The sequence below is a fragment of the Clostridium sp. DL-VIII genome (assembly GCF_000230835.1).
Lineage (GTDB): Bacteria > Bacillota > Clostridia > Clostridiales > Clostridiaceae > Clostridium.
The window spans coordinates 3,969,391-3,994,465 of sequence record NZ_CM001240.1; the positions used below are offsets into that span (position 1 = coordinate 3,969,391).

Annotated in this window: 19 protein-coding genes; 7 read left to right on the forward strand and 12 right to left on the reverse strand. The window is 29.4% G+C overall.

Features of this window, described 5'->3' with window-relative positions; translation table 11 throughout:
* The first annotated feature begins 590 nt into the window (after positions 1-590).
* A complete protein-coding gene (locus CDLVIII_RS31430) occupies positions 591-755 on the forward strand; it encodes a hypothetical protein (protein ID WP_009170944.1) in 165 nt (54 codons plus the stop codon).
* Positions 756-919: 164 nt separating this feature from the next.
* Here the strand turns inward: CDLVIII_RS31430 and CDLVIII_RS18265 are convergent, their stop codons facing one another.
* The 8 genes from CDLVIII_RS18265 to CDLVIII_RS18300 form a co-directional block, all read right to left on the reverse strand.
* A complete protein-coding gene (locus tag CDLVIII_RS18265) occupies positions 920-2,968 on the reverse strand; it encodes a methyl-accepting chemotaxis protein (RefSeq protein WP_009170945.1) in 2,049 nt (682 codons plus the stop codon).
* 724 nt (positions 2,969-3,692) lie between these two features.
* Positions 3,693-4,826 (reverse strand): deaminase domain-containing protein, encoded by a 1,134-nt coding sequence (locus tag CDLVIII_RS18270; protein WP_009170946.1) that lies wholly within the window; start codon positions 4,824-4,826, stop codon positions 3,693-3,695.
* A 347-nt stretch (positions 4,827-5,173) separates the two neighbouring features.
* Positions 5,174-7,492, reverse strand: a complete 2,319-nt coding sequence (locus tag CDLVIII_RS18275) for a discoidin domain-containing protein (RefSeq protein WP_009170947.1) — start codon at positions 7,490-7,492, stop codon at positions 5,174-5,176.
* Positions 7,493-8,177: 685 nt separating this feature from the next.
* Positions 8,178-8,603, reverse strand: coding sequence for a GNAT family N-acetyltransferase (locus tag CDLVIII_RS18280; protein ID WP_009170948.1), 426 nt, complete (start codon positions 8,601-8,603; stop codon positions 8,178-8,180).
* 368 nt (positions 8,604-8,971) lie between these two features.
* Positions 8,972-9,880: a thioredoxin-disulfide reductase gene (gene trxB / locus CDLVIII_RS18285; protein WP_009170949.1), complete on the reverse strand. Its 909-nt coding sequence runs from the start codon at positions 9,878-9,880 to the stop codon at positions 8,972-8,974.
* Between the two features lie 249 nt (positions 9,881-10,129).
* The gene (locus CDLVIII_RS18290) at positions 10,130-10,915 is read right to left on the reverse strand and encodes a pseudouridine synthase (protein ID WP_009170950.1); all 786 of its coding nucleotides are present in this window, start codon (positions 10,913-10,915) and stop codon (positions 10,130-10,132) included.
* Between the two features lie 498 nt (positions 10,916-11,413).
* On the reverse strand, positions 11,414-12,175 hold the full coding sequence (locus CDLVIII_RS18295; RefSeq protein ID WP_009170951.1) for an AraC family transcriptional regulator: 762 nt from the start codon (positions 12,173-12,175) through the stop codon (positions 11,414-11,416).
* A 218-nt stretch (positions 12,176-12,393) separates the two neighbouring features.
* Complete coding sequence (locus CDLVIII_RS18300) at positions 12,394-14,109, reverse strand: methyl-accepting chemotaxis protein (protein ID WP_009170952.1); 1,716 nt, start codon at positions 14,107-14,109, stop codon at positions 12,394-12,396.
* A 971-nt stretch (positions 14,110-15,080) separates the two neighbouring features.
* Between CDLVIII_RS18300 and CDLVIII_RS18305 the strand changes: the two genes are divergently transcribed.
* Positions 15,081-17,336 (forward strand): SPFH domain-containing protein, encoded by a 2,256-nt coding sequence (locus tag CDLVIII_RS18305; protein ID WP_009170953.1) that lies wholly within the window; start codon positions 15,081-15,083, stop codon positions 17,334-17,336.
* A gap of 302 nt (positions 17,337-17,638) precedes the next feature.
* On the opposite strand, the gene CDLVIII_RS18310 is transcribed toward CDLVIII_RS18305, so the two are convergent.
* Positions 17,639-18,070, reverse strand: a complete 432-nt coding sequence (locus tag CDLVIII_RS18310) for a hypothetical protein (protein ID WP_009170954.1) — start codon at positions 18,068-18,070, stop codon at positions 17,639-17,641.
* Between the two features lie 80 nt (positions 18,071-18,150).
* Positions 18,151-18,492: a helix-turn-helix domain-containing protein gene (locus CDLVIII_RS18315; protein WP_009170955.1), complete on the reverse strand. Its 342-nt coding sequence runs from the start codon at positions 18,490-18,492 to the stop codon at positions 18,151-18,153.
* A gap of 132 nt (positions 18,493-18,624) precedes the next feature.
* On the opposite strand from CDLVIII_RS18315, the gene CDLVIII_RS18320 reads away from it, so the two are divergent.
* The 4 genes from CDLVIII_RS18320 to CDLVIII_RS18335 all read left to right on the forward strand — a co-directional run bounded on the left by CDLVIII_RS18320 (position 18,625) and on the right by CDLVIII_RS18335 (position 20,816).
* On the forward strand, positions 18,625-19,272 hold the full coding sequence (locus CDLVIII_RS18320; RefSeq protein WP_009170956.1) for a flavodoxin family protein: 648 nt from the start codon (positions 18,625-18,627) through the stop codon (positions 19,270-19,272).
* A gap of 457 nt (positions 19,273-19,729) precedes the next feature.
* Positions 19,730-19,936 carry a helix-turn-helix transcriptional regulator gene (locus tag CDLVIII_RS18325; RefSeq protein WP_009170957.1) on the forward strand — a complete coding sequence of 69 codons (207 nt, stop codon included), beginning with the start codon at positions 19,730-19,732 and terminating at the stop codon, positions 19,934-19,936.
* Entirely contained in the window at positions 19,929-20,384 is a 456-nt protein-coding gene (locus tag CDLVIII_RS18330; protein ID WP_009170958.1) for a DUF6773 family protein, read from the forward strand. The genes CDLVIII_RS18325 and CDLVIII_RS18330 overlap by 8 nt, the downstream gene beginning before the upstream one ends.
* An 84-nt stretch (positions 20,385-20,468) precedes the next feature.
* The gene (locus CDLVIII_RS18335; RefSeq protein ID WP_009170959.1) at positions 20,469-20,816 is read left to right on the forward strand and encodes a DUF6483 family protein; all 348 of its coding nucleotides are present in this window, start codon (positions 20,469-20,471) and stop codon (positions 20,814-20,816) included.
* Between the two features lie 414 nt (positions 20,817-21,230).
* Here CDLVIII_RS18335 and CDLVIII_RS18340 read toward each other — a convergent pair whose 3' ends face one another.
* Both CDLVIII_RS18340 and CDLVIII_RS18345 read right to left on the reverse strand, forming a co-directional pair.
* Entirely contained in the window at positions 21,231-22,640 is a 1,410-nt protein-coding gene (locus tag CDLVIII_RS18340; RefSeq protein WP_009170960.1) for a DUF5050 domain-containing protein, read from the reverse strand.
* A 13-nt stretch (positions 22,641-22,653) separates the two neighbouring features.
* Positions 22,654-23,754, reverse strand: a complete 1,101-nt coding sequence (locus CDLVIII_RS18345) for an N-acetylmuramoyl-L-alanine amidase (RefSeq protein ID WP_009170961.1) — start codon at positions 23,752-23,754, stop codon at positions 22,654-22,656.
* Positions 23,755-24,408: 654 nt separating this feature from the next.
* On the opposite strand from CDLVIII_RS18345, the gene CDLVIII_RS18350 reads away from it, so the two are divergent.
* Positions 24,409-24,978 (forward strand): phospholipase D-like domain-containing protein, encoded by a 570-nt coding sequence (locus CDLVIII_RS18350; protein ID WP_009170962.1) that lies wholly within the window; start codon positions 24,409-24,411, stop codon positions 24,976-24,978.
* The last annotated feature ends 97 nt before the right edge of the window (positions 24,979-25,075 follow it).

A 25,075-nucleotide genomic window follows, 5' to 3' on the forward strand; every position in this document is an offset into this window, starting at 1 on the left:
GTTAAATAACGAGCTTATAATCAAAATACATAACTCTTTCCCTTCAATAAAAATTTTTCTTGTTTATTTTCATACTATATCAAAACATTTTTAGGTTTATCTTAAAATTATGTTAAATATATGCATTACGATTCAATATTGGTAGAATGCATTCTTTATTTCTCATTACTTTATCAATATATTCATTTTTAAATTATTATTATTAAAATTGGAGCTTTGCTTAAAACAGACTTATTCTAATATTTATATATTCTTTTTATAGCTGGAGTTATTTTATTGATTTCTCTTATGATAAATAAAAAAATGAAAGTTTTCTTATGATATGCTTATTTATGACGAACTCATTATGCTTCATTATTTGAAATTTATAGAAAATTTTAAAATCAAAATATATTATAAAAATATATATTTGTGAAATTTGTTCTTAATTGCCTTTATTTTATACACATTTTATATTATATTGAAGATAATGTAAATATACTTTTGAAAAAAATAAAGATAAATGGATAAACTTGTACTATACCGTATAAACTTGTACTATACAGTATAAACTAACTCAGTAAACTATGACATACTAAGGAGGTGTTTTAATGACAAAGGATAGTCAACCAGATAATAAAAAGGCAAGAATGGAGAAATGCAATTATCAAACTCCAATAACTGAGGAAGGTCATAATCATAATCCTAATAGGAAACATAAATCCGTAGAGGATCAAGGAGTTTCAAGTGACCATTTCAACAGATTTGGTAATTAAAACATATGAAATAAAATAGTAGCCCTAAAGTATTAAATAAACGTATATACCCGGCTGCTATTTTCTTATTTTTTGATTTTGCATTAATTAATTAAAAATAACCAAGTGAAAATCCACTTGGTTATATCCTTAATTATTGAATTAGTAAAATAACATAGTATATATTAAACCTCAAATTTTTCTATAAGAGCCTCCAATTTCTGAGCTAAATTATGAAGCTCATCTGCTTGAGTTTTAACATTTTGTATATCATTTAATTGATTAGCTACACTAGCATTTACTTCTTCTGTTGAAGCTGCTGACTGCTCAGATACACATGAAATATTCTGTATATTTGAAGTAAGCAGATTACTATTAACTAACATTGATTCAATATTTTCATTCATTGAAGAAATTTTCTCTATTATACTTGCAATAGATTTATTTAATTTTTCAAAGCTTTGTTCTGTAATAGAAACCGCTGAATTTTGATTTTCTACATCAGATCTTATATTGTCCATATTCACGGCTGCAGTTTTTGTCGTTTCTATAACTTTATTAATTATATTTCTAATATGTTCAGCAGATGAACCAGATTGTTCAGCAAGTACTCTAACCTCTTCTGCAACTACAGCAAATCCCTTTCCAGACTCTCCCGCTCTTGCTGCTTCTATAGCAGCGTTTAAGGCTAATAAATTAGTCTGAGAGGAAATATTTGATATTGTACTTAATATTTGTCCAATGTCTTCAGTTTCTTTCACCAAAACTCCAATACTCTCAGAAATTTGTGAAACTCCATTTATAGTACTTTCATTTTTTGTCTTAAGTTCTTTAAATGCATCCATTGTCCTTTCACTGCTGACTTCCATCTCATGGCTTTCAGTAGTGATTTTGCTATTATATTCCTTAATTTTTGATAAGTTATTATTAAATTCAGTTGCAATATCAGACGCCCTGTCTATTTCAGAAGCTTGTTCTTGAACTCCCTTTGAGATCTCATCGATTACTCTTGATATTTCTTCTGAAGAGGTAGTAACTTCTTCTGCCTGTTTAGTGAGATCTTTAGAGAAATCTAATACATGATCCGCAGAATCCTTAACTGATATAACCAAACTTTTAACACTATCAATCATATTTGAGAATCTTTTTCCCAGCTCTCCAAGCTCATCAGAACTATTTATATTTGTGACTACTCTCAAATCACCAGCTTCACCTTTTTTCATAGCTTCTTTTAAATGATTAATATGATTTGTTAGGTTTTTAGAAATTGATATCCCAACTCCTAAGGCAGCTATAATAAATAAAAGGGAGAATCCGATAAGTATTACAGCATTAGAAATAATTTTAGAATATACCTCACTGGTATCAATCATTCCAATTAATTTCCAACCAGATTTCTCATTATTTAATGAGTAAATAAATTTATTTTTCCCATTAAATTTATCCTGCATAAAATTTGATTTATTTTCTAATATTGATTTCACCCATGATACTTCAGATTTATCCTTAAAAGCATTTTCTACCTTTTGGTCTTGTGTATCAACATTAGTATTCACTCTATCAGGATTTAAATTTTCCCCTGACAACTCTTGATTTTTTGTGGCTAACACTATTCCTGTTTTATCCATTAGTAATATTTCACCAGTGTTTTCAATTTTAGTGTTATTAAACAGCTGTGCTATATTTTCTATATCAATATCTATTCCAGCAACCCCTATCGGATTTCCTGCATCATCTAATATCTGCTTCGTAGCTGTTACTACAGTCTTACCAGTTGCTAAATCTTTATAAGCATCTTGCCAAAGCACCTTACTACTCGAAATTGAGTCTTTATACCACGACTTTCCTGTTGGATCATAGCCTTCTGGAAGAGTTGTTTCAGGATATATATACATGTTTTTATTATTTGTTGCAATATAAACATTTAATATTTGCGGATTGCTTTTAACTATTCCCTTAAGTTCTTTTTTCACCACATCGCCATTGGGATTTGCAAGTGCCGCCTTCGCTATTGAATTCTCAGTTATCTGAGATAACTCCGCTTCATAACTATTATAAGTTTGATCTATAACATTGTTTACCCCTTCTATGGACTTATCTATTGAACTAACATAAGAAGCTTTAAGATTATTATAAAGTATTATATTTGAAATGATACCTGCTGTGCACATAGGCACTAAGATTATTAATAAAAATGTCACACTAAGTCTTTTCTTTATAGATTTAAATTTCATTTATTTGCCCCTCCCAAATACTACAATTGTAGCAGTATAGATGCATATTTCTTAAACCTTAAAAGCAGCTAACAAGTAAATTAGTTTACAATCAAAATTTGCTTCTATTGTAAAGCCTTTTCTTATCCTTCTACTCATGTGGCTTAGTTTCTATGGACATATTACGTGATGATACTTTTATTTTGCAATTTATGTACAATTATTACCTATACTATTTTTTAATGTAATTTAAATTATTAGAATTTTTAAGTATATGTTGTGATTTTAATTTAAGCTATTACTCTGCTAGTCTACTCTTATAAAATCCCTTCTTTCCTTAAGCTTCATAGGATAAATTATTATCATTACTTCTACCTTATTTCACTGTAATTACATTCCATATACTAACTTTTTTTATGTATTTTCCAAACATAATTTTATGCATCAATATATATATTTTAACATTTTATCCTTAATATCTCCAGTTGTACTTGGCTTTTATACCATTTTTATACAGTGTTTTTTAATATTATGCATAAAATATACATAACTTTTATATATAATATATTTTAAAAGCTTTACATGTAACATTCCTATTAAATATCAATTAATTTCTTCTTAATTTCTCAATTTATATATTTTTCTCACATGTAAAAATCCACAACTTTTGTTGTGGATTTTATGGTAAGGTGAAGTGCTATCTTTACGATTCTTTACTTTTCACAAGCCTTCAATTATGACTCCGTTATTCACCATATCTTCTACTATATTTTACTTGTACTTTTATATTTGGATGCTTTTTACAAAACTGACTAATTACAAAATAGCAACTTGGACACGGCTCCCATTTACTATATAAAATAAGTTTCCCTTCATTTTTCAATACTTTTGCTTCTATTTGTTTATGTATTTCCTCAAGTATCTTTTTTTCACTATCGTTAACTCTATCATATCCTATCCCTAATTTACCTAATTTATTAACCTTACTACTTCTAAAAGTTGCTGCACTTTGTGGTGGTGCGATGCAATAATTTGTTATATCATTACTGCCGCTTATTGCTTTAAATTCCTTATTATCAAATACTGCTAATGCTATATTTATAGAATCCTGTAATGTTTTACTTTGATCTATTTTAAACGTTGTTTTTTCTCTTTCATAGGCCTTCATATATTTAGCTATATTCTTTGTTAAACGCTGCATTCTTGGTATATTATTTGTTAAATGCTCATGATACTCTACTGTACCCTTCTTAGGTATAATATAATGATAATTAATCTGCTTAGGTATTTCTATTGATATTGTTTTAATTTTGGTTTTATCATCATATTCCTCTTTTACGTTTTCTTTTTTACTAGAAATCATTTTTTTTAACAATTCAATATCCTTTGCATAAATATATTCCTTCCCTATTTCTTTCTCTAAACTTTCCAATTTTGCTTTTTCTTTTTCTGTTATTATTCCCGATGTAGAGCGTCTTATCTCTTCTATGTCCTTTATGATATGTTCAACGTTCTCCTGATATCTCGGCTCTCTTTCATATTCAATTCTATCTATATGTAGTTTTTTTACTTCACTTATTTTTTTATATAACTTGTTATGTTCATTTTCAAATAATATCATTTTTTCTATATAATCAATAAAATCTCTAATATTATTTGCTCTATATATAACATCAGCATCTTTAATGCACGTATGTAATCTCTCCACAACACTACTATCTATTTTAAAAGTTTGTGTAATTTCTTCTTTAAATTTTTCTTCCTCAAATTCATTTATGTTATACCCTTCTCTTTTTAATGCACATTTAAGCTCATTTAGATTATTAATCTTTAATCTTTCTTTTTTTCGATTCTTTACGGTTATGTTTTTCTGTGTCATATTTACCTCTTATCTTTGGAATATATCACCGTTTTCTCTACAATCTATTTTTACTCCCCTCCTATTATATCTGACAACTCAAATTAATTAAATATTTTTATATAAGTAAACACTCTATTGCACTCTATCATAAATCTTATGATGAAACTTAAGTGTACTAGAGCACTATCTATAAAATTACATACCATTTTCTTATTTAAGTAAAAAGCCTCATAGCATTATAATAAAAATATTACATGCTATGAGACCTTGTTTTTTTACGAGACTCAACTATATTTATAATATAATCTCATACTATATTTAACTAATATATCTTAACGTATCTCTAATTTTATATTGAGCTATTTTTAATTTGTAGGATAATCATTGATAGATTGTTTCATAGTACCAGATTTTACAGTACCACCTGTATTATTTATTACATGTGTTATTTCACCATTACCATTTAAGAATACAGAGCATGCATGGTGTACTTTTACTCCAGAAGCATTTGGAACTTCTATTCCGTTATTCTCAGCCACAACAGCATCTCTAAAGTAAGAGTAAATACCTGATCCATAAAGCTCATGAGAAGTAACTGAATCAGCTACCTTATATGAAGCATAACCATTTTGAGTACCATTGTTGCTCATCCAAGCAGCTTGATTTGGAACATCATATGGCAATTCACTTTGATAGAAGTATACTTTTCCGCCATTACCATTCCATAAAGTTTGGTACTCTTCAAAGTGTTCAACGAACAATCCATACATTGTTACATTATTACCATTTACAATGACACCATTTTTTGCATTATTAACTGTCCAGCCAACACCATCACCATGGTCTGCACGCCATACCCAGAAATCATCACCAATAACATTATTACTATTTATCTTTAAGCTTGTATCAGCATTTCCTACTCCTGCTCCTCCAATTCTAAAGAATAAATCACTAAGGCTTGTAGGATTAGCTGAATGATCAACCGAGCTGCCATCTTGTCCAACTTGTAATAATACTGGTGAATCTTTTGCTCCAGCATCGAAAAGAAGTCCAGAAACTTTTACGCCATCAACATCTGCAATATTCATTGCTGCAGTACCATTGTCTGGGATCAAAGTTGCAAGTCCAAGACCTAAGATAACTGTATTAGCTCGTGTTACATTGATTGCCTGACTTAGATGATATATTCCAGGAGTAAAAATAATGTTCTTCCCTTGGTTAAGCGCTTGATTTATACTTTGAGCTGTAGCAGTATCTGGTTTTGCTATATAGAATTGATCAATAGGTAAAGATGTACCTTGCCCTATTCCATTTGACCAAGTTATTCCTTGAGCATTCTTTCTAAGCTCTGGTACAAAAACTTGATAGTTTCCGCTATCATCAATATAAAGGAATGGCTTTTCTCTAACAGCAGGTGCTTGATTAACAACTGTATTTGGTGTTGATGGGTAAGCATTATCATTTGTAGGTGCACCATTATTACCTACGAAAACCATATTCCAGTTGGCACCATTCCAAGATCCCATTTGACTGTTTCTAGTGAAGAATTGTTGTTGTGATCCAGAAGTAATTGAGCCATCAATTTTTGAATCGGCTATGAATCCTCCGCTAGACCAAGCATAATCATAATTAGTTCCTAATGGATCCCATAATGACATACTACCCTTAACATGAACACGCCTCATTGGTGCAGCTTGCGATACAGCCCAAGTTAAAGTTCCTGCTGGTGCTAAATTGTTTGATGAATAGGTTGGAGTGACAGCAAAATTTTCAGCAGTTCTCCAGAAATTACAAGTTGCATTACCTCCCATCCAATCAGCTTCACTACGAACTGCGCCAGTAATGTTAACATCATCTGGTGTTTTTCCAAGGCCCATTACTGAAGTATAGAATCCTACATTAACATTAACGTTATATGAACCTGGCTTGAATAAAAGTGCGTATCTTTCATCACCAAATTGATTAGTTTCCATTTGGTTAAATACATTATCTACAGTATTTTGTATGCTTGCACTTGACATGGATGGATCAAATATTTTAACATTTGGTCCTAAGTCAACATTACCATCTACTGGTCCAGAATCATCCGGTGTTCCATATACTTCAAATTCCCATAAGGAATAGCCATATATAGTTGTTCTTGATGTTCCATACATTCTTACATATCTTCCTGTTACAGCAGAATTAAAAGTTATATTTTCTACTCCACCTGTTCCACCTGTTTTTGTATATGCATCTACCCAATTTGTATTATCTGTTGATACTTGGATTTTATAATCCTTTGCAGCTGCAGTTTCCCAATTTAATTTTACTCCTGATATACTATAGTTTGCTCCTAAATCTACAGCTATCCACTGAGGATCACTTCCTTGAGTAGATTCCCACCTAGTTCCTGTATTTCCATCAAAAGCTAAAGATGCAGTATTTGCACCTGTAATCGATGATGATGTTGCTGATTTATTCAATGCTATATTAGTTGATACTTCAGCATTCTCTGTAATATTTTTCACAGAGGCTGCTGATCCTGTAGTATTTTCTGCAGAGACTTCTGATGCAACCTTACTGTCCGAGCCTAAATTTCCAGCAGTTTCAGCATTTGTAACAAACGTTGGTACCATAAGCATAGTAGCACATAGGGATAAAGAAAGTGTTAATGATAAAATTTTTTTGTTTCTTCTAATCATTATTAAACTACCTCCTAAAATATAATTTAAGTTCCCTCTTAAAAATATATTTAACCTAAAGATGACTGACTACATTTTAGCCAAACCTCCTTTCTAAGAAATTTTTATATGTTCTGTGCAACAAATAAATTGGTTTACTTAACTACTTTAAAGTTAAGTTCTATATTATCCTTCGATAACGCAAATATAGAAAACATTTTGTAATTGCGTTAGTTAAGGTCAATATCATATTTTCATGTACTAAACCTGAGGCATCAAATTAATAATAATGATAAGTTTTTATGCTTTATTTTTTAATTTAAATGTTTACAAAGCGGCTTTTGCTTACAATATACCTAATATTTAAAAAGTTTGTCCTTAATGCAAACTCAATTTTATTAACTATTCCTTTAGCATATAATAAGTTTTATATTATAAATTTTTGCTCTTAATATTCAACGTTAAGCTAACTTAACTGCACATTTTTATAATCTGATAATAACAAAATAAAAATTTCAAGTACATATCTATTGCTTAAAAGATCCATAATTAAGCTTAAAATTCAACAATTTAATATTCATGATTTAATAGGCAGTTTTCAAGCTCTATAAAAGCCTTGAGCAAAACTAAAAACCATGCATAAACTAGAATACAAATTCCTATGCATGGTTTTATTCTTAAAATTTTTAGCATGATAAAAGGTCTATTAGTTACCTAAGTTAATTTCATTAGGGATTACAACCCAGCCTATAGAATTAAACGCTACATCCATATCGTGATTATTATTTTCCGTAAAAATAAAACCTGTTTTGATGCCCACTTCCTTAAGCTTTGATAAAGAACGATCTAACAATCTTTTTTTAATCTCATTGACTCTATATTGCTCATATATAGCAATATGATATATAAATCCTCTTATACCATCATTTCCACATAATAAAGCTCCAATTATTTTTCCATCATCTGTGCATGCTACAGAACTAGCATCTGGATTTTTTTTCAAGTATACTTCTAACTCCTCTTTTGTAACAGAACTTTCAAGAAACGATTCTCCAAAGATTTCATTCCATAATTTAAGTACTTGATCTATATCCAACTCTCTCATAGCTTGTACTACTATTGCATTTTTCATTCATTTCACCTGCTCTAATTAAATTATTATGTCTATATATTTATATTAACACTGTATTATTTTATTAGATACATAATTTAATATATATTTTCAATCAATTGAGAAGTTTCATAACTTCTGTCTTATTGCTTAATCCATTCTCTATAATTTCTTCAATTATCATCTGTGTCATATTTAAGACAAACCTTATAAATGACTTGCTTGTTATATTCTAAAATATCCATTATACTAATTAATAAGATACCTTATGGGAGGGCTATGTGATGAATACATGCATGAAAGTTGTATGATCCCTTTCCCTGAAATTTGACTTATATAAGTACATTCTTCCCGAATGTACTTATATAAAATCTATTCTATAATCATTTTTAGTGGCTTATTAAATATTTCTCAGCTCCATATATACTTACCGCTCCATCAGCAGCTGCTGTAAGCACCTGCCTTACTTCCTTTGTTCGGATGTCTCCTATTGCAAAAATTCCATCTATATCTGTTCTGCAGCTTTCATCTGCAATAATATAACCATTTTTATCTAAAGCTACTAAATCTTTAACCAATTCAGTTTGAGGTTCACTTCCTATTGCCACAAAAACACCATTGACTTCTAAATCCTTTACCACATCATCTTTAGTGTTTTTAATTTCTAAACCACTCAATTTTTCTTCGCCTTTAAGCTTAGTAACTATGCTATTCCAAATTATTTCTACATTATTTGTTTCAAGTAATTTTTTTTGGGATGCTTTATTAGCTCTTAACAAATCTTTTCTAACAATTACATATACCTTTTCAGCAATTCTTGAAAGATGAAGAGCATCTTCCACTGCTGTATCTCCTCCACCTATAACAGCAACTACTTTTTTTCTATAAAATCCTCCATCACAAGTAGCACAGTAAGATATTCCTCTCCCCAGAAATTCATCTTCTTTATCAATGTTTAATTTCTTTGGCTTTGCACCCATTGATAAAATTACTGCCTTACTTTCATAAGTTTGAGAACCAGTTATAACTTTTTTTATATCACCATCTATTTTTAAGTCAATTACTTCATCATATTTCATGATTCCACCGAATTTTTTTGCATGCTCATACATGATATTAGCAAGCTCTGAACCTGTTATATCTGGAAATCCCGGATAGTTTTCTACTTCATTTGTATTAACTATCTGCCCTCCTTCATATTGTTTTTCAATCATTAATGCATCTAGTCCTGCTCTTCCTGCATACAATGCCGCTGTAAGTGCTGCCGGACCTCCTCCAATAATAATAATATCTTTCATATTACATCACCTCTTCTATTAACAATTTGTATATTTTTTTATAATATACAAGTTATAATATTCCAATTAATAATTCATAATTCATTTATTTTAAAATAAATTTTACTCAATTATATTTTGCTATCTTTTATTTTATAATATTATATTACTCTCAGCTATGAAATTAATCAACTATTTTTTTATAAATAACCTTATTGTTTTAATGATCTTATTCTAAAAATATAAGCATAACAACACTTAATAGTATTCTTATGCCCCTAATACCTCTTGAATTTCTAATTCTGTTAAAACTCTATACTCACCTTTCTTTAAAGAGTCATCTAATGTTAACCCTCCTATAGAAATTCTCTTTAAATATATTACATAGCAACCTACTGCCTTTAGCATACGTTTCACTTGGTGCTTACGGCCTTCTGAAATAGTAAGATAACCAGAAACAACTGGCTGATTATAATGATTGAAGATTACATTCTTCATACTGTTAATATCTATTTCATGCTTTAAGTCTTTGTACGTTCCAAATTTATCTATTTCTATTTTTGCAGGTTTTGTTAATATCTCTTCATCTTGTCCAATGTATATCCCCTGCTCTAATTTTTTTATATCCGCCTCATCTAATGAACCTAACGCCCAAAAGAAATAAGTTTTTTGAATATGCTTTTCTGGATACATAACTTTATGTTCAAATTCACCGTCATTTGTAAGCAATAATAATCCTTCTGTATCCTTATCCAATCGCCCAACATGAAATACTCCACTCATATTATCCTCATAAAAAAAATCAAATACTGTTTTATGAACTTCATCAGTTTTTGCAGTAATGCAGCCAGCAGGTTTATGAAACATATAATATACTTTTCCAGTATATAAAACTGTTTTATTAAGATATTCAATAACATCATAACTTTCATCAATTTCTATTGCAGGCTCAGTAATAATTTCTCCATTTACCTTTACACTACCTTCTTTAATATAAATTCTAACTTTTTTTCTACTTCCAACAGCTGCTGCCGCTAGAAATTTATCTAATCTCATATCTAACTACACCTTTTCCTTTGTAAAATATTTAAGTCTTTATTCTATGGCACGCCACTATAACATAAAAATAATGTACGTAAAAAATGTGCACATTTTAGTATATATATTTCTTAATTATAGTATAAAAATAATATTAATGATATAAAAAACAAAGCTGCCACAGAATGATTAAAAAATCACTCTGAGACAGCTTTGTTTTCAAATCCGTTACAAATGTCTATAGTATTCCCCTTAAATTAACTATTTTTTGTACAATAACCGGATGTCACCGTAATTCTTTACAGCTGCTGCATTAAGTTTGTGCTATAGGGATTTACAACAATTCCATAAAATTCATGATCACCTAAGAATTTACAAAAATAATTACAGCAAAGAATTTCATATAATAAAAACCCCTTTTCCCAATAAATATACCATAAATAATTTATTTATTATATAACTTACTTACACCTATATAATAGCATATTCTTAAGAAATAAGATTGTAAAATATTGCTCACTTTTTGGTAAGGTTTTTTTTATAACTTTGAATAGATACACCCATTAGCTTTTTAAACTGCTTACATAAATGGCTTTGGTCAACTAAACTTAGATTGTGAGCTAAATTCACCTTTGATTCAGAATCATGTATATAGTTTTTTAAAATCCTCATTTTTGCTTGTATATGATATTGGTTAGGTGTTACTCCCATTTCTTTTTTAAAGAGACGAATTAAATGGTACTTTGATAAATGAAACTTTCTTGCAAGTTCATCTAAATCAAATCTTTTATCTGCATTTTTCTTTATGTATTCAGCAATCAATAATATAGTTTCATTTTTAGGAACATTTACATATAAAGAATCTGTTTCTATAGCACTGCTGATTAAATCAAGAATTGACTCTAAAAACTGCTTTTCATTATGGCTGCTTTTAAAGGCTTCACATAAATTCCACATATCTTCAGTTTTTTTCATTTCAATAAAATATTTATTAAATCTAATATTTTCAACTTGCTTTCCCAACTCATTTTTAAAACATATTGTTATATACTCATATTTAGACTCAGTTGTTATTGCTATTCCAGTATTTGATGGTACAATAAAAATCATGTTTTCCTTTAATAAACACCTTGTGTTACTTATAGTAAATAATGCGCTACCTTTAGTAATAGCTCCCACATAAAAACCTTCATGGCTATGAAGCGGAAAGCAATGGTTACTTTCTCCATGCAGAATTTCAATTGATCCTTTTTCATAAAATTTAATATTATTTTTCATGCTTTACATCTCTCCGAATTAAATAATCACACGCAATATTTTATAACATTATACAATAAAAATAAATAGCTACTATATATGTTACAAAGAATAAAATCCCTATAATGTGAACATTTTGTACTGTACACTTTATAGGGATTTCTTTATTTAACCTTACTTACGTTTTTAAAATTTAATATATTTTATTTACTTGGTTAATTAAATTTTTTTCATAGTAATTATAGCTTAAATTTCTGTACCATTTCATTAAGTTTTTGAGCAAGCTCTGCCTGATTTTGTGCAGTTAATGCTACTTGCTCTATAGCTTTTGTAGTTTCATTCATGCTATCTTTTATCATCTCAGCTTCTTCACTTGATTTTTGTGATGTTACAGCCATATTTTGAATAGCTTCACTAACTTGTCCGACTGTAGCTGTAATTTCTTCAGACATGGCAGCAATTTCTTCAGACATGTTACTTACAAAATCCGAATCATTGTAGTACTTATTTCCAACCTCACTATAATCATTAAATTGTTCATGGACATTTTTACTTAAAAACTCTAGCATATCACTACCTGTGCTAATACTGCTATTAAATGCCTGCTGAACTTTAGCAATAGTACTTTGAATATTTACTACTGCGTCAGATGATTGCTCTGCAAGCGTTCTAACTTCTTCTGCTACTACTGCAAAGCCCTTTCCCTGCTCTCCTGCTCTTGCCGCTTCAATTGCAGCATTCAATGCAAGTAAATTTGTTTGTTCTGCTATGCTTCCAATTGTTTCTGCCATAACCTTTATACTATCTACTACTTTCCCTTCTTCGATAGCTTTCTGCATTTTTTCCCGCTTTTCAAGATATATTTCTCTAGTTTGATCAATAGCCTTTTTGCTATTATTTTTAACTTCTATAGATCTTTCCTTAGACTTACCTGCATTATTACTTCCTTCCATGGCCTTAGAAGAGAGTATATTAACACTTGAATCCACTTCTTCAATAGATGCATTTATTTCTTCTGTAACAGCACTAGACTCTTGCATAGAAGATGCAATAGTGTCTACTGCTTCATCTATTGTAACAGCTTTTGATGATATTTCTTCAACAGTCGCTGAAAGTTCTTGTGATGCTGCACTTAAATCCTGTGAATTTTCCATAATAGCCTTTACTAAGCTTTTTACATTTTCTTGTGCTGCATTTAAAGCTTCACCTGTTTGTCCAAACTCATCTTTTCTTGTAAGTTCAATTGCAATTGAAAAATCATATGTTGATAATCTTTGCGCTAACTCTTTTATCTTTCTCAATGGATATAATATATTTTTACTTAATATGTATGCCATAGCAAGAATAATTAAAAATACTACAGCTGTAAATGTTATTATTGTATATCTAACACTAGCAAACTGAGTTTTGTTATTTAAATTAGCTTGCTCCGCAGCTTTTGTATTTGCATCAATACTTTTTTGTATGTTATCAAGTAAAGAATTTTTAATTGTTGTTAAATCACCATTGCTAATTTTAATCGCTTCATCATAGTTACCAGCCTTCGCAAGTTCAATTGATTTATCTCTTACTTCTATGTATTTTGCCAAGTCACTTTTTAAATCACTATAAGTTTGTTTTTCTTCTTGACCTGTAATTAAGCCTCCATATTCATTCATGCTTTGATCATTTTTTTTGTCTAGATCATCAATAACCTTTAAATAGTCATTAAATTTTGTATTATCCTTTTCAAAAACAAGCCTATTATATGTAGCCCTCATATCATTTATATTTCCTTTAATTTCTCCTAAATCCTTAATAGATAGTAAATTACATCTATATAAGATATCTGCATTACTATTTATTTTAGCCGAACTCAATATACCTTCAGTTCCTATTGCAACTATACAAATGCAAATTACAAAAAATACTGCAACAAGTTTTTTCTTAACACTTAAATTAATAAATAATTTCATTTTAACTCTACCCCTTTTATAATATATTTTATGTTTTGTTCATTATTTTTAGTATAAATATGTCAATTTAATAGCTGTAATTAAATGATTACTATACTTTTCAAATACAAATCGCTCAAAATCGACATTTTTCACTATTATAATAACTTTACACTGTTTCCTAAGCTCTTTCAACAATGTTACTAAATAATTTTCTGAATTATTAATAACATTATAGCTTTGCATATTACAAAATTTAATCATATTTTTTACAAAATTCAATGTTATCTACTTTAAATGTATATTTTTTTACACAAAAAGGACACCTCAAAATATCTAAGCTATTACAGAGAATTTTTATATTAATAATTCTTTTTATGCTTAAAATATATATTTTAATGCATTAGATGGTACTTTTATGAATCAAATATACGGATATCTAATAACAAATGGCTAGAATAAAAATTATATTTAATCAGTCTAGATGATATTTTTGTCTCTATATAACTTTATTTTATTTTTTCTTAGGACTCTTATCAAATACGTAACTCCTATTCTTTAATTTTCTCATTCTCCTTCCTCCTTCCCTACCATATAAATATTTCTATATTCTTCTTAAAAATCCTTTATATTTGTATTTATTACATTATCAAACATAATTCGAATCTTATTTTATCCATTAATAATTCTTTTCTTCTGAAAATATAATTTAAAAAATTTCTTAGAATTTAATTTATAGAAAGTGTGTTAAATCAATAATCAATAAAATATTATTATTAAATGAATATAAAAGAGGTAGCTTTAGAGTGATTGAGTGACATTGTGAAAGATAGCAATCATTAGTTAATTATAGATAAGAAGTTTTATAAATCTAGTGAATAAATTTGACTTATTTGGACATTTACAATTGTCTTCTAAAGGAATATATTACTATCTATACCATTTAAACAGAGATATCTCTAAAAAATACAAAAAATTTAGGAGGAAATTTTATGAATTCAGAAACAATATCAATTTTAATTTTTGCAGGTATTGGAATCGTAGGCCTAATTGTAATACTTTATGGCATAGGATTTACAAGTATCGGAACAGATGAAGTAGGCATAGTAGAAAAATGGTGGAGCTTAAAAGGCTCTGTACCCGCTGATGGCTTAATTGCATTAAAAGGTGAAGCTGGTTATCAGCCACAAGTACTTAGAGCTGGTGTTCATTTTAAAACACCATTTAAGTATAAAGTAAAAAAAGTAAGACTTGTAACTATCCCACAAGGGCAAATAGGTTATGTGTTTGCAAGATCTGGTGAAAGCCTTTCAGATGGACAAACTTTAGGAAAAGTTGTCCGAGAGTGCAAATCCTTTCAGGATGTAGTTGCCTTTTTAAATAATGGTGGACAAAAAGGTCCACAAAGGCAGGTTCTTCGTGAAGGTACTTATGCCTTTAATTTAGCTCAGTTTATAATAATTACAAAGGATAAAGTTCACTCAATATTTACATCAAAGGATGAATCAGCACAAATAGAAACCATGCGAAGTGATTTACTAAGAGTTAACGGCTTTCTTCCTGTAGTTATATCAAGTTCAAAAAATCTTGAGCAAGATGAATTCGGAAATACTATTAAAACTAAAGACACAATTGGAATTGTCACTGTTAATGAAGGGCCTACTCCAGATAATGGAGCTATAATTGCTCCATTAGTTGGTGAAGGCATTGCAAATGAATATTACCACAACAACTTTCAAGAACCCGAAAAATTCTTAGCTGCTGGTGGTAGAAAAGGTAAGCAGATGCAGGTATTAACTGATGGTGTTTACTTTATTAATAGATTATTTGCAAATGTGGACATAGTTCCAAAAAGTATCATAAATATCGGCTACGTTGGTGTTGTAGTAAGTTATTTTGGTGACAAAGGTGAAGATGTATCTGGCTCAGACTATTCTCATGGAGAACTTGTTGAACAAGGCAAAAAAGGTATTTGGAAAGAATGTATGATGCCAGGTAAGTATCCCTTCAATACTTATGCAGGTAAAATCATTCCAGTGCCTACTACTAATGTTATACTAAAATGGATTAGTGGTCAGGTTGGAGATCACAAACTAGATGATAACTTAAAAGAAATTAGTTTAATTACTAAAGATGCTTTTGAACCTAATCTTCCACTTACTGTAGTATTTAATATTGATTATAGAAAAGCTTCTTCTGTAATCCAAAGATTTGGTGATATTAAATTACTTATTGAGCAATCCCTTGATCCTATGGTTGCTGGTTATTTTAAAAACATTGGACAAACCAAGACTTTAATTGAATTAGTACAAGATAGAAGTTCTATTCAAGAACAAGCATCACAAGAAATGAAAGAAAAATTTAAGCTATATGATTTAGAATTACAAGAAGTCTTAATAGGTACACCTGCTGCTTCTTCAACAGATAAGAGAATTGATCTTATCCTTACACAACTTCGAGACAGGCAAGTTGCTCTTGAAGAAATTAAAACAAATGAAGCAAAACAAAAATCAGCAGAAAAACAAAGAGAGCTTAATGAAGCAATTGCTAAAAGTGCAGCTCAGGCAGCCCTTACTCAATCAAGTATCGATATAGAAGTTGCCGATAATAAAGGTAAATCTGAATTAAAGCTTGCTGAACAATTAGCATTAAAAACTCAAAAGCTTGCTGAAGCTGATAAATATAAGAGAACTCAAGAAGCTGATGCCTTAAAATATACAAAAGAAGCTGAAGCTGCTGCCAATGCAAAAGCTACTGAGCTTAATGCTGCTGCTAATGCAAAGCAGGTAGAACTGCAAGCTAGTGCTGAAGCCTTCAAGCTTGAAAAAGTAGGTGCCGCTCAAGCTTTAAATATTAAAGCTGTTGCGGAAGCTACTGCAGAACAAGAAACAAAAGTTGGTCTTGCAAAAGGTACTGCTGCCAAAGCTTTAGTTGAAGCTTATGGCGGACCAGAATTACAAGTTCAACAAAGCGTATTAACTGCTTTTGCAGAGGCCCTAAAGATAAATAAATCTCCACTTGTACCTCAAACAGTATTTATGGGTGGTGCTGATGGAAAAACCCCTAATGCTATGGAAGGAATTTTGAGCATGATTTTAGCTAATATGGCAAGTTCTAATGGATCAATAGTAAACATGAGTAAAACTGCCACTTCTCCTCTAACTAATGAAACAAATAATATCTCAACTAATGAGTCAGAAACAACTAAACAAGAAGATAGTATTTCTGCTAAGAAACCAGAAATTTAGATTCATTTTTATGTTTAGTTTATAGATATACAGCTTTAAAATTAAACTAATGTCGTCAACTTAAGGTAATATATAAATAATTAACAAAAAAACACTTCACAATAATTGAAAAAAATCAAACCTCGCTATAGATATTAAATTTATAGTGGGGTTTGATTTTATGACAAAGATTAAATTATTATCCTAACTTTTAAAGAACGCAAATAAATTAATTAATTATTTCCAATGAATCGAGCAAATCTCCTTAAGATTTATTGTTGAGAATGATTGCTATATATTAGTTGACACTAGATTTTAAATTTTTAATCTATTGTTTCTTCATCGTCTATTTTAACTTCAAAATTTTTATGTACTCTTACTATATATCCCATATCATCTATTTCAGCATAAGCTAATACATTTATACATCCCATTGATACTATCCCCTGTGTCTTATCTTTCTCATTTATTAAAGTATAATACCTATATCCATCTCCATCGATCTTATCTTTATAAAAATTACTTAAAGATTCATCTGTTATTTTATCTGGATTATATGTTACTGTCGCTCTCTTATTGCTTTCTATGTCGGGGCCGTTAGCATCAATAATTTCTTCTTTTATATCATTTACATTTATTCCTGTATATTTTGTTCTATCATTATATACTTTCTTAAGCTTCCCTGGAATATCATTGTATCCAATTAACGAAAATAATATTATTACAATCATTAATCTTATAACTATTTTTTTCATATAATTTCCTCCTTGTCCACTAATAAGTTTATATAAATTGTACAACTTGTCAATAAAATTTAAAATATTAATTCTACTATTTAGTTTTCATCATTAATTTCTAATTGTTCCTTTACCCAGTCATTAATACCCTTTAATGAAGGAAGTAACTTTTTGCCATTTTCGGTTAAGGAATATTCCACACGAGGAGGCATTTCTAAGTATTGTACACGATTTATTATTTTATGCTGTTCTAAATCTTGCAAGCAGTTACTTAGTGACATATTAGTAATTCCATCAAGTTCCCTTTTTAACTCATTGAAACGTACTACTCCCTTTTTCATTAATATACATAGTATAGGCAGTTTCCATTTGCCACCAAGTATCTTAAGTAAATATTGTACAGGGGTATTTATAGAATTATCAATTTTTCTGTCGTTCATAATAAATAATCTCCTTTAGTAAATTTTAATATACCTAGTCAAAAAAAATTGCGTACTAGTATATTTTTGATTTAATAATATAATTATATCATGAAATGAATATTAATTTATGTGTGAAGGAGCAGAAGATTTATGAAAATTATTGCTATTAACGGTAGTCCACGTAAAAATTGGAATACAGCGACTTTATTAAAGAAAGCTCTTGAGGGAGCGGCTTCAAAAGGAGCAGAAACTGAACTTATAAACCTATATGATTTAAAATATCGTGGATGTATAAGCTGTTTTGCCTGTAAAAGAAAAAATGGTGAGCATGGTAAATGTGCAATTAAAGATGATTTAACCCCTATTCTTGAAAAATTAGAAACAGCAGATGCTATTATTTTAGGTTCCCCTATTTATTATATGGATATTACTGCTGGAATGATTTCACTTTTAGAACGTTTCTTATTTTCTCATAGCATATATAGCCTAGAAATACCAACAGTTTATCCTAAGAAAACACCAGTTGGATTTATTTATACTATGAATGCAACAGAAAAGCAAATTGATGAATTTGGACTTAAGCAAAGTTTAACTTTACGCGAAAATATGATTGCAAGGACCACAGGAAAACCACTAGAATCATTATATAGCTATAATACTTATCAATTTTCTGATTATGAGAAATTCGAGTCTTCTATGTTCTCTGAAAAAGAAAAAGCAAAACAAAAAGCTGAACAATTTCCTGTTGATTGTGAAAAAGCCTTTGATATGGGGGTAACTCTTATTACAAATGCTTAATATAAAGTCATGACTACCGTGAAAACGTGTGGTCATGACTTATGAATACGTTACATTAATTTGAATCATAAAATAGAGTAGCTTTTACACTGCTCTATAATACTACCTACTTAGTACTTAGTATTTAATATAATTTTACTTGCAGATATACCACGACTAATTAAATATTGTTTTATTTTTTCGCTCTCAACATAAAACACAGCATTATCGCAGCCATAAAATGCTTGATACCCTAAGCTTTCTACGCTATCCGGGATTGTTACACTTGCTAAATTACTACATCAGAAAATGCAGCATTACCTATACTTGTTACACTATTAGGGATTGTTATGTTTATTAAGCTCTTACAATTAACTCCTTCTACATTTAAATGCCATGTATAACGTTTATAATGCAATATATATTTGACATTAAGTACAATATATAGTATAACTAAATTACACAAGGAGGAATGTAAATGAAAAATCTTAAAATGAAATCTGCAAGAGCCTCTATGGATTTATCTCAAGAGCAATTAGCAGATAAAGTAGGCGTAACAAGACAAACAATAGGCATGATAGAAGCCGGAAAATTTAATCCCTCATTGCAATTATGCATTCTTATTTGTAAAGCACTTGGAAAAACATTAAATGATATTTTTTGGGAGGATGGTAATAATGAATAAAAAAATTGATGAGCGTCAAGAACAAGAATTTTATAAATGCGAACATCTAGGATTTAGAGTTATGTTTGGTATATCAGTAATAGTAATTATAGTACAATTGCTATTTATGAAAGCCACTTTAAAGCAAGTGTCTGGTGAAACAATCATACTTGCGTGTGGAGGCCTTTTTACAATTTGGAGCTGTTTAAAAAATGGATTATGGAGTTTTAATAATAATGAACCTTCTATAAAAAGTAATTTAATTTACAGCATTATATCTTCATCAATAGCTACATTATTATTTGCAATTTTACTTTCCATTAGAACAATGGGCAAAGCAATAACACCTATTAAAATTGGTGAATTTTTTCTAGGCATTTTTATTTTAGTATTTATAATTTTAACATTGTTAGGTCAAATATCAAAAGATATGAAAGAGAAAAGAGAAGATAAATACAAAGATATTTAAGTAATATTGTTAATTTTAAATAAATAATTTTGGTAGATTATTATCTAAAGATCTTATGTTTATCTAAGAATGAGGCTAAAGTATATGGATATTGAAAAACTTATTAATGAATTAGGAAAATCTATTGGCAAGATTATCGCTAATAAAAAAGAAGAAAGTAGTATAAAAATTAATATGGATAAGATGGATTCAATAGATCTATTTAAAATAATCTTTACTAAAACTGTTCATGAAAGAAATTACAATAAAGCAGAAGATTTGATTTTTGATGAATTAGAAAAAAATAATTCATTGGAAGTTCATGAAATAGCAATTGAATTTTATAATTCACTCCTGCAAAAAAGTGACGAACACTTAAAGGAAAATAACTTTTCAAGAGAGGAAATCTATCAAGGGTTAAAAGACCTTGAAAAACTTAAGGATAAATTATGATATATAGAAACTTATGTGTTAGCTTCCCGAAATCACATACATTTTTATTCTACAGGACTTATGAAATTTTTGCTGAAAAGTTCTAGGTGAAAGGTTGCACCCATTTCTGCATGCTCTTCAAGCCAGTTGAGGACAAGCATCAACTAGAACAACCTTTCACTAACAACTTTAGAGCAGCTCAATTTCAAATGCCTCTTTCACAAATATGTATGTAATTTCTAGTATAAGCACACGCAAAAGTTTAATAATTATACATGATTATTCTATATAAGCCTAATTGATAAATTGGATATCCATAGATTTCTGAGTAAACAAACTTAGTAAGAAATAAATTAGCCATTCCTTTATGATATAATCAATCTCTCTGAAGAGCATAATACATCTGCACCGCATCCATGATAGTAAACGCAAAATTCACTCTTTATAAAACATGCCATTAAAATATATTTTATCCTTAAGAATTGTTATATTAGTTCCATACTCGCTAGAGATTTTTTTAGACTTCCCTCCACTAGCTCGAACTTTATAAAGATTTTCATTATCTGAATAATTTACATAATACACATATTCTTTGCTTGCATTTATAAATGTAGCTTTGTTATTAGACAATTTAGCTTTCAAAGTTCCATCTCCATTTATTTTATATAACTTATTATCATCGCTCTTATTGCTATAGAATACGGTATCTTCATGCACTGTCATAAATAAAGTTTCATCATCACAAATTTTTGTATTCTCACTGCCATCTAATTTCATTCTATAGATTTTATAGCCATCAGATATATTAGTATAATAAATCCATTCATTACCCACAGTCATATCTTCTGTACCATTAGAATTAAGCTTTATTCTGCAGGTACCATCTAAGGATATCTTGTATATATTATTTAACTCAATTGAATGAGAATTTGTTCTTTTAACATAATATATCCAATTTCCTTCCACAAACATATTACCTGTTGCCTCATTTACTATGCAGGTGTCTTCCGTTCCATCTTTTTTAACTTTATTTATACTATGATGAAAAGGATCCTTCCAATTGCTATAATAAATCCAGTCATCTACAAGATTAAGATTCCATACTCTATTTGGAATTACTTTTGTGTTATAGCTTAAGTCACAAAAATCCTTTCTAGGAAGATCATTTTTCTTTATTTTATATAAATAATCAGGAGCTGCGCCATAAACATCTCCAACCCTGTTTACATAGTATATGTAATCATCATCTTCTACAGCCATTCCGTCATTTACAATATTACCAGATAAATTAGAAACCTTTGAATCATCATTTTTAGGGGCATTTAAACTGCCATAGCAGGTAAAATTAAAATTATATATATTGTCATAAGCTCCATATGAATTTTTATCTAGTCCATTAGATGAAGATTTCTTTACAAAAATCATAACTTTATAGTCACCTTCAGTTAATGGTTTATCATCCTCTATAACAAATTCATTGTATGCAGGAATAGCATTTGAATATCCATTAGTTAATTCTATGTATCCTTTTTCTTCACCCTTAGCTATAAACACTCTATACTGCACTGGATCATAGTTACCATAATCTGAATAACCTCCGTTATATTTGGAGGTCATGTTGATCTTAGCACTGTCACCACTTATAACTGGATAATGGTCAACTCCTGCATATTCAACATATGGATTTTGTTTTTCAACTGCTAAGCCTGAAACAGTGCCAAAATCCGCATGTTCAAAATCGGTTCCTCCTGTATCAGCTTTTACACTCATGTTACATGAAATAAAAATTAATGCCGCAATTGCAGTAAAAGAAACAAACCTATTAATAGTCTTTGTATCTCTCATATATATCCCCACCTCACTCAGTTTTTTCATTAAAATATTTATTTACAGCTCTAAGTGATGCATCTGCGACTTTCTGGCTGTTAATCCTATGCATCATCATCTTTGTATCACCATCATCAGTCAAAACAGTAGTTTCCATAAGCACTGCCGGGCACCATGCTGATGATAACACTGCAAGATTTGGTCTATCCTGAAGTGGATATATATTAGTTTTTATGGTACTAGCTACTTCCCTCACAAGTATAGTAGCAAATTTTCTTCCTGATTTTGGTGCAGTTGAATTATATAGTACCGTAGTTCCTCTAAACATATGAACACACTGCATACTTACGTCTAGCGGAAGTGAATTATTATGTACACAAAAAAATAAATCTGCATTCAAAAGATTTGCAGGATCTGTTCTATTAAGTAATTCTACATTGCTATCATCATCTCTAGTTATATATATACGATATCCTGCTTTTTCAAGATTTTCTTTTATTCTTTTAGATATATCCAAATTCAACTGTTTCTCATAGGTAAAATTAGCTGTTGTTCCAAGCTCTGAGCCACCATGGCCAGGATCAACAATTATTATTTTAGAATTATCTTTAACTTTTTCTTCAAAGTTAACTCCTATAAAAGTTGTAAATTCATATTTATCGTCTCCGAGTGAAGAATATCTCCTTTTTACTGGACTTACTTTAATATCTATTTTTCCAGAGGTCTCAATATTAACTTTTACTGTATTTTCATCAAGCTTATCTAGCTTTATATCACTTATATACTTATTATCTTTTAAAATTGAATTGAAGTTATTTTCTGAATCAGTAACATTAACTTGTGAAATAGTTATTTCAATCTTATTATCCTTAATGGATTCAGAGTACTTAGGCTCTACTGTATATTTTCTAATATCCCCCGCCTCAGACCCTTCACATGAACATGAAATAGGAATTCCTAAAGTTCCTTTATGCTCGACTTGATAGTATTTAAAAGCATTCTGCTGCAATTCATAAATTTTACTATCAGCAGCTTCACTGGTATCCCCAGTGTCTCCATTACAATAAGAAACAGGTATCATAAAAATACAGACTAATACCATTCCAAAGACCATACTCATAAATTTTCTCATAAATACTTATCCTCTCTACATTTTTCCTATACCTTAAATAGATTTTAATTCTATTTTTTCATAAATTGCTTTACACTATTCATTAAGTATATATAGAAAATGTAGTATTAAAGTTACTTGTTATTTAATGCTTTATATTTAAATATAAAAAATATATAATAATATAGATAAATAAATAAATCATAAATTTAACTTATATAGAATATTTATCTATCCAAGTTAAACTTTTGTGCGTATCTATACTAGAAATCATATACATTTTTGTGAAGCAGGCATTTGAAATTGAGCTGCTAAAAGTTCTTAAGTAGTGAACCAAAATCTATGATTTTGTGTGAATCACTTACTCAGGGAACGAATGTGAGTCGAGTTTCCTCTATAGCTTGTTCCATTTGCTGCTTGTCACGAACTTGTTTCGGGAACATGCAGAAATGGGTGCATGCTCACATTTAGAACTTTCAGCGAAAATTTCACAAGTCCTGCGGAATAAAAATGTATGTGATTTCGGTAAGCTACCACATAAGTTTAAAGTTTGATATCTATAGTGCTAAACTTATATGAGTTAAATACTAGCAATTTTAAATTAATAAGAGAATCTATTTAGCTACATTTTTCATGTTGCATTATAATTGATATCTTAACCACGGAGGAAATTTTATGAAAAAAAAACAGCTTTCTAAATCACTAATTTCAGCATTATCAGTTTTACTATTACTTTCTGGGTGTGGTGAAACTGCTAGCCCAAAGCCAAACACACAACCAGAAGATAATAGTCAAACAGGAACTTATTCAACTCAAAAAAATGAAAGCTCAGATGATATTTGGATTAAAGAAATTAATACAGCACAAAAGAGCTTAGATATTGCTGCTTACTTAATTACAAAAGAAGACCTAGCTAATGCCATTTTAGATGCCAAGAAAAGAGGTATTGATGTTAAAGTAATAACAGATTCAGAAAAATCTAATTCCAAAACTCAAAAAGAAATTTTGGACAAGTTTAGACAAAGTGGTATTCCTATAAAAATAAATACTCCTACAGGGTTAACACATTTAAACTTTATTATAATAGATGATACTGAAACTTTAGGAGGCAGCTATAACTACCTAGAAGATGGTGCAAATGAAAATGATGCTTCAACAATTATGAAAAAGCCTGACATAGTTAAAGAATACTCTGTAGGATTTAATTCTATGTGGGACAATGCTAATGATTTTGAGAATTACTAACTATAACAAAAAAATTATTACGAGAGATATATGATTAGTATTAACAAACAAAAATAAATAAATTTATAAAAAATAATAAACTTATAATATTTAATTC

Excerpts from the sequence above, each read along its gene's own strand:
- CDLVIII_RS18325 (WP_009170957.1), top strand. The coding sequence starts at position 19,730 with ATGAAAAATCTTAAAATGAAATCTGCAAGAGCCTCTATGGATTTATCT.
- CDLVIII_RS18275 (WP_009170947.1), bottom strand. The coding sequence starts at position 7,492 with ATGATTAGAAGAAACAAAAAAATTTTATCATTAACACTTTCTTTATCC.
- CDLVIII_RS18330 (WP_009170958.1), top strand. The coding sequence starts at position 19,929 with ATGAATAAAAAAATTGATGAGCGTCAAGAACAAGAATTTTATAAATGC.
- CDLVIII_RS18290 (WP_009170950.1), bottom strand. The coding sequence starts at position 10,915 with ATGAGATTAGATAAATTTCTAGCGGCAGCAGCTGTTGGAAGTAGAAAA.
- CDLVIII_RS18315 (WP_009170955.1), bottom strand. The coding sequence starts at position 18,492 with ATGAACGACAGAAAAATTGATAATTCTATAAATACCCCTGTACAATAT.
- CDLVIII_RS31430 (WP_009170944.1), top strand. The coding sequence starts at position 591 with ATGACAAAGGATAGTCAACCAGATAATAAAAAGGCAAGAATGGAGAAA.
- CDLVIII_RS18300 (WP_009170952.1), bottom strand. The coding sequence starts at position 14,109 with ATGAAATTATTTATTAATTTAAGTGTTAAGAAAAAACTTGTTGCAGTA.
- CDLVIII_RS18310 (WP_009170954.1), bottom strand. The coding sequence starts at position 18,070 with ATGAAAAAAATAGTTATAAGATTAATGATTGTAATAATATTATTTTCG.
- trxB (WP_009170949.1), bottom strand. The coding sequence starts at position 9,880 with ATGAAAGATATTATTATTATTGGAGGAGGTCCGGCAGCACTTACAGCG.
- CDLVIII_RS18305 (WP_009170953.1), top strand. The coding sequence starts at position 15,081 with ATGAATTCAGAAACAATATCAATTTTAATTTTTGCAGGTATTGGAATC.
- CDLVIII_RS18335 (WP_009170959.1), top strand. The coding sequence starts at position 20,469 with ATGGATATTGAAAAACTTATTAATGAATTAGGAAAATCTATTGGCAAG.
- CDLVIII_RS18280 (WP_009170948.1), bottom strand. The coding sequence starts at position 8,603 with ATGAAAAATGCAATAGTAGTACAAGCTATGAGAGAGTTGGATATAGAT.
- CDLVIII_RS18265 (WP_009170945.1), bottom strand. The coding sequence starts at position 2,968 with ATGAAATTTAAATCTATAAAGAAAAGACTTAGTGTGACATTTTTATTA.
- CDLVIII_RS18270 (WP_009170946.1), bottom strand. The coding sequence starts at position 4,826 with ATGACACAGAAAAACATAACCGTAAAGAATCGAAAAAAAGAAAGATTA.
- CDLVIII_RS18350 (WP_009170962.1), top strand. The coding sequence starts at position 24,409 with ATGAAAAAAAAACAGCTTTCTAAATCACTAATTTCAGCATTATCAGTT.
- CDLVIII_RS18345 (WP_009170961.1), bottom strand. The coding sequence starts at position 23,754 with ATGAGAAAATTTATGAGTATGGTCTTTGGAATGGTATTAGTCTGTATT.
- CDLVIII_RS18295 (WP_009170951.1), bottom strand. The coding sequence starts at position 12,175 with ATGAAAAATAATATTAAATTTTATGAAAAAGGATCAATTGAAATTCTG.
- CDLVIII_RS18340 (WP_009170960.1), bottom strand. The coding sequence starts at position 22,640 with ATGAGAGATACAAAGACTATTAATAGGTTTGTTTCTTTTACTGCAATT.
- CDLVIII_RS18320 (WP_009170956.1), top strand. The coding sequence starts at position 18,625 with ATGAAAATTATTGCTATTAACGGTAGTCCACGTAAAAATTGGAATACA.